We start from the raw sequence: 13,845 nt of genomic DNA, 5'->3' as shown, positions 1-13,845 counted from the left end.
ACGGCATAAGCCGTCGGAGTGCCCGCCCCTTGATTCACCGGCGGGTAGTGCTGAGCGTTTAATTCTACCGATTAAACGAAACGCTTTTTATCTGCGCATAAACCCACTGACCGGGCTTCAGCCCCAGTTCATCCCTTGCCCACGGCGTAATTCTCGCCCACAGCCATTGATCACCGACCGCGAGTTTAACATCCACCTGCCCGTCAACATCCAGACACTCGGCAATTTTCACTGGCAGAATATTGCGAATACTGCTGCTTTGTGGCGGCTGTAGCACCAATGACACATCTGCGGCATTAATGCGAATACGCATTGAATTGCCTTCATCAGCACCCAGTTTACCCACCCACAAGCGTTGATCGCCTAAAGCCAGTGCGGTCATGGCATAACGATCATGATGACCAATCACATTGACCCGCAAGATGCTACTCGGCTCCTCTCGTTGCAGCCACGGGCGCAATGCGCTGCTGGCCCACACCTCCTCCAGCCCACCGACCGCACGGACTTTACCGGCATCCATCACCACCACCTGATCGGCCAGACGCAGGATTTCATCCATACTGTGGCTGACATATAAAATAGGCGTTTTTACATCTTGCCCTAACCGTTCCAAATAGGGCAACAATTCGCGCTTACGCGGTAAATCCAGTGAAGCCAGAGGCTCATCCATCAGCAACAACTCAGGTGCGGTTAGCAACGCGCGACCAATGGCTACCCGCTGCTTCTCCCCCCCCGATAGCGTCAGCGGGAAGCGCCCCAATAATGGCTCAATGCCCAGCAAACCAACAATAGTGTCGAACTGCCCACGCATCGACGTAGCCATACCGTATTGTAAGTTCCCCCGCACGCGATAGTGGGGAAACAGACGCGCATCCTGAAATACGTAACCCACGCGGCGTTTTTCCGGTGGCAGGTAAATGTGTTGCTCCGCATCCACCAGCACCCGGCCATTAAGCACCACTCGGCCCTGCTGTGGGCGAGTCAAGCCGCCAATCACATTGATAAGCGAGGTTTTACCCGCCCCCGACAACCCGAAAATGGCCGTAATACCTTCAGCGGGCAGATTGGCGGTAACCCGTAAATCCAAATCACCCAACTGTTGACTGAAATCCAGTTCTAGCATGGAACCCCCATGCGTTTTTTACCCCAGCGGGCCAGCCATTCAGATAACAGTAAGGACACCAGCGACAGGATAATCGCGATGACACACAAACGGGCAGCAGCGGCCTCAGCGCCGGGGGTTTCAATCAGGGTGTACATGGCCAGCGGAATAGTGCGCGTTTCTCCGGGGATATTGGAGACGAAGGTGATGGTCGCACCAAATTCACCCAGTGAACGGGCGAAAGAGAGCACCGTACCGGCAATCACCCCCGGCAACGAGAGCGGCAACGTAATAGTGAGAAATACCCGCCAAGGGTGAGCGCCTAAGGTGCGGGCCGCCAATTCCAGCCGAGTATCCACCGCTTCAAGTGCCAGCCGGATAGCCCTGACCATCAGCGGAAAAGCAACCACAGCCGAGGCCAGCGCTGCACCACGCCAACTGAAACTGAAATTGATGCCAAACCAGTCGTAGAGCCACTCACCGATAAAACCGCGCCGCCCCATACTTATCAACAACAGATAACCAATCACCACCGGCGGCAACACCAGTGGCAAGTGAATAACGCTGTCTAACAATGACTTACCGGGGAAATGGCAACGCACCAGAATCCATGCCATTAAAATACCCAAGGGCAAACTGCACGCCACCGCGACACCGGAAACCTTCAGGCTAAGAATAATGGCCTGCCACTCATACTCGCTTAATATCATTAGCGTGGGGTAAATCCATAATTTTTGAAAATCTCAGCGGCTTGCGGGCTTTTTAGATAATGATAAAAATCGCTAACCGTCTGATTTTCATGGCCTTTAACAATCGCCATCGGATATTCAACCGGCTTATGACTCGCTTTCGGGAATATCCCGACAACTTTAACTTTGTTACTGGCTATAGCATCTGAACCATAGACAATACCCAGTGGTGCCTCCGCACGTTCTACCAGTGCCATGGCACTGCGTACGTTGTTGGCCCGCGCCATTTCCGGCGCTAAAGTTGCCCAGGCACCTAAATTCTCCAATGACTCTTTAGCATAAATCCCCGCCGGAACATGATCAGGGTCACCAACAGCCAGACGACCGCCCTCCAGTAACGTCTTCCAATCGGTTTTTTTATCAATAACCACTTTATCAATTTTGCTGTCTTGCGGCGCAATCAATACCAACTCATTGCCTAACAGGGTATAGCGAGTATTAGCCACTATTTGCAGTTTATCAATGGCATAATCCATCCATTGCTGGTCAGCGGAGATAAACAGATCCGCCGGAGCGCCCTGCTCAATCTGGCGAGCCAGGGTAGAAGAGGAAGCGTAAGAGGCCACCACATCGACCTGTTTCTCTTTTTTATATTGCGCCGCTATCTCCTGTAAGGCATTGGTTAGCGAGGCGGCCGCAAATACCGTAATGTTGTCAGCGGCAATGGTAGGGCCAGAAAATGCGGCCAGCAGTACTGCGCTCGCTGCCCATTGGCTCACTTTACCGTATTGATTCTTCATGTTGTTCTCCGCGTTAGTTATGCTCGTTATATAAATTTGAATATAACGTAACATCACAGGCAGGTCATGTGATTTATCGGCAAGATGTGAGATAACTTGAGTGAGGGCAAGAGGTTGAGGAAAAGTGGAAAAGTGGAAAAGTGGAAAAGTGCAGGCTGAGGGGTAAAAACGAAAATGCCCAGCGTTGATACACCGGGCATGTAGAAATCAGATCAAGAGCGTTCTTTATTGTGGCCGCTCTTGGAGATGATGTTAAACACCTCACCCAACCCATAGATCAGCCCCAAAATCACTGCCATCACCACCGGTACCATGACCACGGCAAAGACCAGACTTTTCAATAGTTCTAACATGCCAGCCTCTCATTACAGCTTATTTCGCGATAACCCAACGTTATCACAATAACCAACACCTATCATTTACTGTAAATCATATCAGCAATGAATGAACCCTGTTATTTTAACCAATGAGAAAAAAATGTAACCTGCCAAACGTGCGATTTAAGTATAAACAGGCGGTTAGATAACAGTAACCCTTTCCCGCCGGAGTAGAAAATATGCAGGCCGAAATTCTTCTTACCCTAAAACTTCAGCAACGCCTATTTGCCGATCCGCGCCGTATTGCACTATTGAAACAAATTCAACATACCGGATCGATTAGCCAGGGGGCGAAACTCGCCGGAATCAGCTATAAAAGTGCCTGGGATGCAATTAATGAAATGAATACGTTGGCCGAGGATACACTGGTAGAAAGGGCAACCGGTGGCAAAGGGGGCGGGGGTGCCAACCTGACCCGCTACGGTGAACGCTTAATTCAGTTGTATGATTTGCTCGCCAAGATTCAGCAAAAAGCCTTTGATGTCCTGAAAGATGATTCACTGCCGTTAGATAGCCTGCTGGCAGCCATTTCGCGTTTCTCGCTGCAAACCAGCGCCCGTAATCAGTTTTTCGGTACCGTCATTGAGCGCGATCACCAACAGGTGCAGCAGCATGTCAATATCCTGCTCTCCGATGGCAAAACCCGTTTATCTGCCGCACTGACTCAACAAAGTGCCGACCGCCTGCAACTGTCAGCAGGCAAAGAGGTGTTAGCCCTAATTAAAGCGCCGTGGGTAAAACTGGTTACAGATCAGGCACTGGTGGGGGCGGCGGATAACTCTCTGCGAGGCACGGTCGCCAGTATCGAACCGGGCCATGACCACAGTGAAGTTATTGTCACGTTAGCCGGGGGAGTCAGTTTATGCTCGACACAAAACAACCGTGAATTACACAACCTTAACTTACGCGCTGGCAGTGATGTTATCGCACAATTTAATGCAGATAGAGTCATTATCGCGACACTTTGCTGAATAACTTAGCTTGGTAATTAACTCTGAATATTAAATGTGTCTGTTGACATTCGATACTTTTCCGCTTACTCCTAACGCCATACTGTGTTGCAAAATGTGGGGAAAATGATGACTGAGTTGCAAATATCGCAAGGTTGTTTTCGCCTGAGTGACACTCAGACACTCATCTTGCCACAATTGAACATTAAATCGGGCGATAGCTGGGCGTTTGTTGGCGCGAATGGCAGCGGGAAATCTGCGCTAGCCAGAGCATTATCAGGTGAGTTGATCCTGCTGAACGGCTCGCGCCAGAGCAACTTTCACCACGGTGTACGTTTGTCATTCGAGCAGCTACAACAGTTAGTCAGCGAAGAGTGGCAACGCAATAATACTGACCTACTCAGCGCCGATGAAGACGATACCGGCCGCACCACCGCTGAAATCATTCAAGAAGAGGTCAACGCTCCACAACGTTGCCAGCAACTGGCAACGCAATTTAATATCAGCCACCTGCTCTCACGCCGCTTCAAGTACCTTTCTACCGGTGAAACTCGCAAAACACTGCTGTGCCAGGCGTTAATGTCACAACCGGACCTGCTGATTCTGGATGAACCTTTTGATGGCCTGGATGTGGCGGCGCACGCGCAACTGGCAAAAATGCTCTCAGCCCTTTGTGCCCAAGGGGTAACGCTGGTTTTGGTGCTTAATCGTTTTGATGATATCCCCGATTTTGTACGATTCATTGGCGTGCTGGCGGATTGCCACCTAACGCATACCGGCCCACGTCAGCAAATCATGTCCGAAGCGCTGATTGCACAACTGGCCCACAGCGAAAATCTTGCTGGATTGTCGCTACCCGACGCGGAAAACCCACAACAACAGGTGCGCCCACCACAGGATAAACCACTGATTAAATTGCATAACTGTGTAGTCGAATACAATGACCGCCCTATCTTGCATAACCTGACCTGGCAGGTAAACCCCGGTGAGCACTGGCAAATCATCGGCCAGAATGGGGCGGGGAAATCCACCCTGCTCAGCCTGATAACCGGCGATCATCCACAAGGCTATAGCAACGATTTAACACTGTTTGGCCGCCGCCGTGGTAGTGGCGAAACCATCTGGGATATCAAGCGCCATATTGGCTATGTGAGTAGCAGCCTGCATTTGGACTACCGCGTCAGTGCCAGTGTGCGTAGTGTGATTTTATCCGGATTTTTCGACTCGATTGGTATTTATCAGGCAGTATCTGATCGCCAACAGCAATTGGCTGACCAATGGCTGGCTTTACTGGGCTTCTCTACCACCACGGCCAATCAGCCTTTTCACAGCTTATCCTGGGGTCAGCAACGGCTGGCTTTGATAGCCAGAGCACTGGTAAAGCACCCAGCGCTGTTGATTCTAGATGAACCGCTACAAGGTCTGGATCCCATTAACCGCCTGCTGGTACGGCGTTTTATTGATGTGATGATTAGCGAGGGAGAAACCCAACTGTTATTCGTCTCTCACCATGCCGAAGATGCACCGCAATGTATTACCCATCGCCTAACATTTGTTCCCAGCGATGATATTTATTACTACCGGCAGGATAGGTTGCCCGCCAAACATAACTGACATTTATCGTTACACTCTTTTCAACAGAATCAGTGAGATATTTCTCAATTAGTCTGGCATTTATCCTCTGTCTGTTATGTTATTATGCCTGCCATCAGCCATACCCAGAGCTGATGGCGGATAATGTCTGACCTTATCTGACTCACAATATTCAATAACTCATTAGGATTTAACAACAAAGGGACGACTTATGTGGGGCATGCTTGCAGCTTCTTTACTTTTCTTGTCACTAAACCGGGTGCTAGCCCTGTTTCTCATGCTGTTATCGTTGGCAATGGCTCTCTATCACGGTGTTCTGACACTCCCCTCAGCCGCCTTCTTGCTGTTGACGCTGCTTATTGCCCTGCTATTACAAAAATACCGTCAACGAACGTGGTTGGCCTATGGGCTGGAGCTGCTGCTGGTATTCGCGTCGATCGCGCTGTTCCTGCACCTGGTTCCCGGCTTTAACAATCTAAAAGTATTGGATCACGTTAAAGCAGGGCCACTCAGTGCGCCCTTTAGTATGTATTACAATCTCGATAAAGCACTGGTGCCATTCATCTTATTGGCCTGTCTGCCGACGCTGTTTGTTGTCTCAAAACATCCCTCGGTTGGCCGTATGGCTTGGGCCGCGCTGATCGCCTGCATACCAGCATTACTGTTACTGGCGGTGGCGTTAGGCGGTCTGAAGATTGAACTGCACACGCCACCGTGGATTGGCTCTTTTGTTATCGCCAACGTATTCTTTGTCTGCCTGGCTGAAGAGGCACTTTTCCGTGGGTATCTACAACAACGATTAAGCCAATGGCTAGGCTCCTATCCGGCGCTATTGATCACCGCACTCCTCTTCGGTGCGGCGCATTTTGCAGGCGGCCCGCTGTTAATGGTATTTGCCGCACTGGCTGGGGTGATTTATGGTCTGGCATGGTTGTGGAGCGGGCGCTTATGGGTTGCGGTGGCATTCCATTTCGCACTCAACTTAATGCATTTACTGTTCTTCACCTATCCACTGTATTTATCGCACTAACCACTCTGATGCTGAGCCGATATCTGAATCTGTCAGCTATCGGCCTCAGTCCATTTGGAGCAGGACATTCTTGCTAAATTGATGGATGAGAACGCTACCACTTCAGATATCTTTGTTGTGACCATCATTTCTCTCATTACTTGCCTATCCTTGTTTGTCTCCTTGTATTTATGCACTCACGAGAATTACGCTAACAGCAAATAAAATGTAAACGATTCCATTATTGAGTGCAGATCACCTTTTTTCACGTAATGTCATGCTATCTTTCTTAAACTAAAGTTATTCGAGGAGTCTTTTATGTACGTTCTGGTAACGGGTGGTAGCGGTTACATCGGTAGCCATACTTGTGTGCAATTGATTGAAGCTGGTTATAAACCGGTGATCCTCGATAACCTTTGCAACAGCAAATCCAGTGTATTAGAGCGGATCCACAGCTTGACCGGCCATACACCTGAATTTTATCAAGGTGATATTCGTGACCGTGCGCTGCTCGACCAAATATTCGCGGCTCATCCTATTCACGCGGTCATTCATTTCGCGGGTCTAAAAGCGGTGGGTGAATCCGTCAGCAAACCACTAGCCTATTACGATAACAACGTCTTCGGCACACTGGTGCTGCTGGCAGCCATGCAAGCAGCACAGGTTAAAAACTTTATTTTCAGCTCATCTGCTACCGTTTATGGCGATCAGCCGCAGATTCCTTATGTTGAAAGTTTTCCGACCGGCTCCCCTTCCAGCCCATATGGTCACAGCAAATTGATGGTTGAACAAATCTTGCAAGATGTGCAACTGGCTGACCCGCAATGGAATATGACCATTCTGCGTTACTTCAATCCGGTTGGTGCCCATCCATCAGGGCTGATGGGCGAAGATCCACAAGGTATCCCTAACAACCTGATGCCGTTTATTGCTCAAGTTGCGGTTGGCCGCCGTGAATCATTGGCCATTTTTGGCAATGACTACCCGACCCCTGATGGCACCGGGGTGCGCGACTATATCCATGTGGTAGATCTGGCTGACGGCCACATAGCCGCCATGAAAAAGCGACACAATCAGCCCGGTGTGCATATTTTCAATCTGGGTGCCGGTGTCGGCCACAGTGTTTTGCAAGTGGTTGAGGCATTCAGCAAAGCGTGCGGGAAACCACTGGCTTACCATTTTGCGCCACGCCGCGAAGGTGACCTGCCAGCTTACTGGGCCGACCCCACCAAAGCCGCTGAACAATTAGGCTGGCAAGTCAGCCGTTCAATTGATGAAATGGCAGCAGACACTTGGCGTTGGCAATCAAAAAACCCTCAGGGCTATCCCGATTAAGGTATCGTTATGACTGATTTTAACCCTGTAGACCATCCACACCGCAGATACAACCCATTGAGCGATCAGTGGGTATTGGTTTCGCCACATCGAGCCAAGCGCCCGTGGCAGGGCCAACAGGAAGCGCCAGCCACAGAGAACTTACCGCCGCATGACCCTGATTGCTTCTTGTGCCCCGGCAATACCCGCGTGACTGGCGATATCAATCCTGACTATCAGTCAACTTATGTATTTACCAATGACTTTGCCGCGCTGATGCCGGACACCCCCGATGCGCCGCAAAGTGATGATCCGCTGATGCGCAGCCAAAGCGCACGCGGCACTAGCAGGGTTATCTGCTTCTCCCCCGATCACAGTAAAACTTTGCCGCAACTGACACTGCCAGCGCTGGAGGAGGTTATCCAGACCTGGCAACAACAAAGTGCCGAGTTAGGTAAAATTTACCCGTGGGTTCAAGTGTTTGAGAACAAAGGTGCCGCGATGGGGTGTTCTAATCCACATCCGCATGGGCAAATCTGGGCCAATAGTTTCTTACCGAACGAGGCCGCCAGAGAAGACCGGCTACAGCGGCACTATTTCCAGCAGCATAACGCCCCAATGCTGCTCGATTATGCCGAGCGTGAACGTCGTGACACCAGCAGAACCGTGGTGGAAACCGATCACTGGTTGGCCGTAGTACCCTACTGGGCGGCATGGCCGTTTGAAACCTTATTACTGCCCAAAACACATGTATTGCGCATGGAAGACCTCTCGGCCGAACAACGCCGTGACTTGGCCGTTGCACTGAAAAAGCTCACCAGCCGTTATGACAATCTATTCTCATGCTCCTTCCCCTACTCAATGGGATGGCACGGTGCGCCTTATAACATTCACGGAGCTGATAGCATTCATAGCAATGATAATACCAGTGACAATACGCACTGGCAGCTACATGCACATTTTTACCCCCCATTATTGCGCTCGGCGTCAGTGCGTAAATTTATGGTTGGATATGAAATGCTGGCCGAAACCCAGCGTGACCTTACGGCAGAACAGGCGGCGGAGCTGCTGCGGGCTGTAAGTGATGTTCATTATCGAGAAGCAGGAGTCAAATAATGAGTTTGCAGCAGCATACCCAAGCCATTTTCCGCCAGCAGTTTAGTCATGCGCCTGAAATCACTATTAGGGCACCGGGCCGCGTTAATCTTATCGGCGAACATACCGATTATAACGATGGCTTTGTCCTGCCCTGTGCTATCGATTATGAAACGGTGATCAGTTGTGGTAAACGCCACGATCGCCAGATCCATGTTATCGCTGCTGACTATGATAATCAGCAAGATATATTCTCACTTGATGCCCCCATCGTGCCACACCCTGAATTTCGCTGGGCAGATTATGTGCGCGGCGTGGTAAAACATTTGCAACTGCGCCATGCTGATTTTGGCGGTGCCTCTCTGGTGATCAGTGGCAATGTGCCACAAGGTGCTGGCCTTAGCTCTTCAGCCTCGCTGGAAGTGGCGGTGGGCCAGGCGCTGCAATCACTCTATCAATTGCCGCTGAGCGGCGTGGAGCTGGCGCTGAACGGGCAAGAAGCAGAGAACCAGTTTGTCGGCTGTAATTGCGGCATCATGGATCAGTTGATTTCAGCGTTGGGTCAGCAGGACCATGCATTGCTGATTGATTGCCGCACGTTGGCAACCCGCGCCGTTCCGATGCCGGAAAACGTTGCAGTGGTGATTATCAACTCCAATGTTAAACGTGGTCTGGTCGATAGCGAATACAATACTCGCCGCCAGCAGTGTGAAACTGCGGCGCGTTTCTTCGGTGTCAAAGCCCTGCGTGATGTCGATCCAAGCCTGTTCTTCTCTATTCAGGATGAACTGGACCCCGTGGTTGCCAAACGTGCCCGCCATGTGATTACTGAAAATGAGCGCACACTGGCGGCGGCGGATGCTTTGGCTGCTGGCGATTTGAAATTGATGGGGCAACTGATGCAGGAGTCTCATATTTCGATGCGTGATGATTTCGAGATCACAGTTCCACCGATCGACAGCCTGGTGGATATTGTGAAATCGGTCATTGGGGAGCAAGGTGGTGTGCGTATGACCGGCGGGGGTTTTGGCGGCTGTATTGTTGCGCTGATGCCACAGGCGCTGGTCGAGCAGGTTCGGGTTACTGTGGCGCGGGAATATCCGGCATACAGCAGTGGTCGAACGGAGACGTTCTATGTATGTCAGGCTTCACAAGGAGCAGGTTTATGCTGAAAAACGATGCGGATCCACCAGGCAGGTTTGACCCGTTAGCACCCGATGGTCAGCCGTTTGAATTGACCGAATTACGCAATAAAGCAGGTGTGGCCGTCATCCTAATGGATTGGGGTGCGACGTGGCTATCCGCGATTTTGCCGTTAAAAAACGGTGAAAAACGCCAACTGCTGCTGGGTTGTCAAACCCCTGCTGATTATCTGCATCAGGCGGCTTACCTCGGTGCCACCGTGGGCCGCTATGCTAACCGTATTGCCAACGCACAAATCACGACTGACAGCGAAACCTTTAAGTTGATACCCAATCAGGGGCCAAACCAATTGCACGGTGGCCCGAACGGTTTTCACACTAAACGCTGGCAAAAGGTGACGCAGGATGAAAAGCAGGTGACCTATCAGTTGCATTCGCCGGACGGTGACCAAGGGTTTCCCGGCAATTTGACGGTAGAGGCTCAGTATTTACTCACCGAAGACAGCCGGTTAGAGATTCACTATCAGGCACAGGTGGATAAAACCTGTCCGGTGAACCTGACCAATCATGCCTATTTCAATCTCGATGGTGAAGGGGTTGATGTGCGGGCACATCGTTTGCAACTGTTTGCCGGAAGTTATCTGCCTGTCGACAGCGAGGGGATTCCCACCAGTGGGCTGGTCAGCGTAGAAAAGACGGGTATGGACTTCCGTCAGCCAAAAACCCTGGCGCGCGACTTCCTGAAAGACCGCTGCCAGCAACGGGTAAAAGGCTATGACCATGCTTACTTGCTGCATCGGACTTGTGGTGCCACCGAAAGCCCGGCGGCACATTTGTGGTCATCGGATAATCGGGTGCAAATGAGCGTTTATACCACAGCACCAGCGCTGCAATTGTATAGCGGTAATTTTCTCGGCGGCACACCAGCACGTAACGGCGGTACTTATGCCAATTATACTGGTGTGGCACTGGAGAGCGAATTCCTACCCGATAGCCCCAACCACCCTGAATGGCCGCAACCCGATTGCTGGTTAAAACCGGGGAAGACCTATCACGCAACCACGGTTTATCACTTTATCGCCCTATAACTGTCCTTATTTACGGCTGCCGACTACGCTTAACAGCGTCTGTCAGGCGGTCGTATGACCTGTTGCCTACACTTTCAAATCTCAACATTATTTAAGGAACTCCTATGCGTCTAACTACCTTATGGTTACTCTCCGCCGGATTACTGCTTAGTGCGAATGTGATGGCAGCAGATACGATGAAAACACCGTCGCCGGCTCAGGCCGCGCAACAGAAAAAAATGACCGATTGTAATCAGCAGGCGACCACTCAATCGCTAAAAGGCGATGACCGTAAGAAGTTTATGAGTCAGTGCCTGAAAGCACAGGTTCAGCCCGATGAAAAAGCCCTGACGCCACAGCAGCAGAAAATGAAAAGCTGTAACGCTGAGGCCGCCACCAAAGAGTTAAAAGGCGATGCGCGTAAAACCTTTATGAGCACCTGCCTGAAAAAAGCAGCTTAACCCCACGCAGCCCTACAGGGTATTTAATACCCTGTAGATTAATGGGTTATAGATTTAGCAGAATCGTTGCGCCTTATGACCTTACGATAAAAAATTGGCTATGGTTAAATACTATTGATTGCTGTTGGTGGCAGTCCCGCAATATAATGATAATAGTTATCATTGAACAAGTTAGATTGAGGAGTTCGAACTATGGCAGTAACTAAGCTGGTTCTGGTACGACACGGCGAAAGTCAATGGAACAACGAAAACCGCTTCACTGGCTGGTATGACGTTGATTTATCTGAAAAAGGCCGCGCTGAGGCAAAAGCAGCAGGCAAACTGTTAAAAGACGAAGGCTTTACTTTTGATTTCGCTTACACCTCGGTACTAAAACGCGCAATCCACACCCTTTGGAGTGTGCTGGACGAATTGGATCAGGCTTGGCTGCCAACGGAAAAAACCTGGAAGCTCAATGAGCGTCATTACGGCGCACTGCAAGGCTTGGACAAGTCAGAAACAGCGGCCAAATACGGTGACGACCAAGTCAAACTGTGGCGTCGTGGTTTTGCTATCACTCCACCTGCGCTGGAAAAAAGCGACGAGCGTTTCCCTGGTCATGACCCACGCTACGCAAAACTCACCGATGCAGAACTGCCAACCACTGAAAGCCTGGCACTGACCATCGAACGCGTTATCCCTTACTGGGAAGAGGTTATCAAACCTCGCATGGAAAGCGGTGAGCGCGTTGTTATCGCCGCCCACGGCAACTCACTGCGTGCACTGGTAAAATATCTGGATAACCTGAGCGAAGAAGAGATTCTTGAGCTGAATATCCCAACCGCCGTACCATTGGTTTATGAATTTGATGAAAACTTCAAACCAATCAAACGTTACTATCTGGGCGACGCAGATGAAATCGCAGCTAAAGCCGCTGCGGTTGCCAATCAGGGTAAAGCGAAGTAATCATCTCTGATTTCAGGTTCAATAAAAAACCCCCGCTCATTATGAATGTCGGGGGTTTTTCTTTACCTGCAATTTAAGCAAGCATGATAGCTTACTGACGGCGAGCTTTCACTGCCTCAGCCAACTCACGCAATACCGTTTCGGTATCTTCCCAGCCGATACAGGCATCAGTAACACTTTTGCCATAAATCAGTGGCTCGCCACTTTCCAGATTCTGATTACCTTCCACCAAATGGCTTTCAATCATCACACCGATGATCGACTTTTCACCATGAGCAATCTGGTTACACACATCTTTGCTCACTTCCATCTGCTTTTGGAACTGTTTGCTGCTGTTGGCATGGCTGAAATCGATCATTATCTGCGGTTCTAACTTCGCTTTGTTCAGCCCTTCTTTAACCGCAGCAACGTGGGCACTACTGTAGTTTGGCTCTTTGCCACCACGCAGAATGATATGGCAATCATCGTTTCCTGCGGTATTTACAATCGCTGAATGGCCCCATTTGGTCACTGACAGGAAGCAATGCGGTGCGCTGGCCGCATTAATGGCATCGATTGCCACTTTAATCGTACCATCGGTGCCATTTTTAAAACCGACCGGGCAAGACAGGCCGGAAGCCAGCTCACGGTGAACCTGGGATTCAGTCGTACGCGCGCCGATAGCGCCCCAACTCATCAAATCAGCCAGATATTGCGGGGTTATCATATCCAAAAACTCACCCGCAGCTGGTAGCCCGCTGTCGTTAATGTCTAACAATAACTTACGTGCGATACGCAAACCGTCATTAATATCGTAACTGCTATCCATATGGGGATCGTTAATCAGACCTTTCCAACCCACAGTGGTACGCGGTTTTTCAAAATAAACCCGCATCACGACTTCAAGCTCGCCTTGCAGTTCATCACGCAATGTCAGCAAACGGGCCGCATATTCGGTCGCCGCCTGCGTGTCATGAATGGAGCATGGGCCAATCACCACCAACAAGCGATCATCCTTAGCACGCAAGATGTTGTGAATGGCATTGCGACTCTTGGATACCGTTTCTGCCGCCTTAGTGGTTGCGGGAAACCGCTCTAACAGTGCAACAGGTGGCAGGAGTTCCTTAATTTCTTTAATCCGTAGGTCATCATTCTGGTAAGTCATAGTTCATCCATTAAGTCTTGTGACAGTCATCGCACAGCGTCTATTTGTACCAATCTAGTTGAACCAATCTAGCTTGTGAATGTAACGCTGTAAATCTACTTTGTTGCTTTAGGAATTTAGTGCAGATTATCTGCAACAGAACCATCGAATCCCATGA

General features: G+C 50.2%; 14 protein-coding genes. 9 read left to right on the top strand and 5 right to left on the bottom strand.

Annotated elements, in window-relative coordinates; genetic code table 11:
* Nucleotides 1–64 precede the first annotated feature (64 nt).
* The 4 genes from modC to AT01_RS18915 form a co-directional block, all read right to left on the bottom strand.
* Nucleotides 65–1,123, bottom strand: coding sequence for a molybdenum ABC transporter ATP-binding protein ModC (modC, locus tag AT01_RS18930; protein ID WP_042548238.1), 1,059 nt, complete (start codon nucleotides 1,121–1,123; stop codon nucleotides 65–67).
* Nucleotides 1,117–1,812 carry a molybdate ABC transporter permease subunit gene (gene modB, locus AT01_RS18925; RefSeq protein ID WP_042548237.1) on the bottom strand — a complete coding sequence of 232 codons (696 nt, stop codon included), beginning with the start codon at nucleotides 1,810–1,812 and terminating at the stop codon, nucleotides 1,117–1,119. The genes modC and modB overlap by 7 nt, the downstream gene beginning before the upstream one ends.
* Nucleotides 1,812–2,591 (bottom strand): molybdate ABC transporter substrate-binding protein, encoded by a 780-nt coding sequence (gene modA, locus AT01_RS18920; protein ID WP_042548236.1) that lies wholly within the window; start codon nucleotides 2,589–2,591, stop codon nucleotides 1,812–1,814. Before modA ends, modB begins: the two co-directional genes overlap by 1 nt.
* A 212-nt stretch (nucleotides 2,592–2,803) precedes the next feature.
* Nucleotides 2,804–2,944, bottom strand: a complete 141-nt coding sequence (locus tag AT01_RS18915; RefSeq protein ID WP_004704117.1) for an AcrZ family multidrug efflux pump-associated protein — start codon at nucleotides 2,942–2,944, stop codon at nucleotides 2,804–2,806.
* A 203-nt stretch (nucleotides 2,945–3,147) separates the two neighbouring features.
* Here AT01_RS18915 and modE point away from each other — a divergent pair, with 203 nt between their 5' ends.
* The 9 genes from modE (at nucleotide 3,148) to gpmA (ending at nucleotide 12,544) form a co-directional block, all read left to right on the top strand.
* The gene (gene modE / locus AT01_RS18910) at nucleotides 3,148–3,939 is read left to right on the top strand and encodes a molybdenum-dependent transcriptional regulator (protein ID WP_042548235.1); all 792 of its coding nucleotides are present in this window, start codon (nucleotides 3,148–3,150) and stop codon (nucleotides 3,937–3,939) included.
* A gap of 108 nt (nucleotides 3,940–4,047) precedes the next feature.
* Nucleotides 4,048–5,532, top strand: a complete 1,485-nt coding sequence (gene modF / locus AT01_RS18905; protein ID WP_042548234.1) for a molybdate ABC transporter ATP-binding protein ModF — start codon at nucleotides 4,048–4,050, stop codon at nucleotides 5,530–5,532.
* A 190-nt stretch (nucleotides 5,533–5,722) separates the two neighbouring features.
* Nucleotides 5,723–6,541: a CPBP family intramembrane glutamic endopeptidase gene (locus tag AT01_RS18900; protein ID WP_042548233.1), complete on the top strand. Its 819-nt coding sequence runs from the start codon at nucleotides 5,723–5,725 to the stop codon at nucleotides 6,539–6,541.
* A gap of 297 nt (nucleotides 6,542–6,838) precedes the next feature.
* Nucleotides 6,839–7,855, top strand: coding sequence for a UDP-glucose 4-epimerase GalE (galE, locus tag AT01_RS18895; RefSeq protein WP_042548232.1), 1,017 nt, complete (start codon nucleotides 6,839–6,841; stop codon nucleotides 7,853–7,855).
* Nucleotides 7,856–7,864: 9 nt separating this feature from the next.
* Nucleotides 7,865–8,950, top strand: coding sequence for a galactose-1-phosphate uridylyltransferase (gene galT, locus AT01_RS18890; protein WP_042548231.1), 1,086 nt, complete (start codon nucleotides 7,865–7,867; stop codon nucleotides 8,948–8,950).
* Nucleotides 8,950–10,101, top strand: a complete 1,152-nt coding sequence (gene galK, locus AT01_RS18885) for a galactokinase (protein WP_004704127.1) — start codon at nucleotides 8,950–8,952, stop codon at nucleotides 10,099–10,101. The genes galT and galK overlap by 1 nt, the downstream gene beginning before the upstream one ends.
* Complete coding sequence (gene galM, locus AT01_RS18880) at nucleotides 10,095–11,159, top strand: galactose-1-epimerase (RefSeq protein ID WP_042548230.1); 1,065 nt, start codon at nucleotides 10,095–10,097, stop codon at nucleotides 11,157–11,159. Before galK ends, galM begins: the two co-directional genes overlap by 7 nt.
* A gap of 104 nt (nucleotides 11,160–11,263) precedes the next feature.
* A complete protein-coding gene (locus AT01_RS18875; protein WP_042548229.1) occupies nucleotides 11,264–11,599 on the top strand; it encodes a PsiF family protein in 336 nt (111 codons plus the stop codon).
* Between the two features lie 192 nt (nucleotides 11,600–11,791).
* The gene (gene gpmA, locus AT01_RS18870) at nucleotides 11,792–12,544 is read left to right on the top strand and encodes a 2,3-diphosphoglycerate-dependent phosphoglycerate mutase (RefSeq protein WP_042548228.1); all 753 of its coding nucleotides are present in this window, start codon (nucleotides 11,792–11,794) and stop codon (nucleotides 12,542–12,544) included.
* A 91-nt stretch (nucleotides 12,545–12,635) separates the two neighbouring features.
* Here gpmA and aroG read toward each other — a convergent pair whose 3' ends face one another.
* A complete protein-coding gene (gene aroG / locus AT01_RS18865) occupies nucleotides 12,636–13,688 on the bottom strand; it encodes a 3-deoxy-7-phosphoheptulonate synthase AroG (RefSeq protein ID WP_042548227.1) in 1,053 nt (350 codons plus the stop codon).
* Nucleotides 13,689–13,845 lie beyond the last annotated feature (157 nt).

The organism is Yersinia aldovae 670-83 (assembly GCF_000834395.1).
GTDB classification, from domain to species: Bacteria; Pseudomonadota; Gammaproteobacteria; order Enterobacterales; family Enterobacteriaceae; genus Yersinia; species Yersinia aldovae.
Note: the sequence above shows the minus strand (reverse complement) of the source record. Positions and strands in the feature narration are given on the sequence as shown.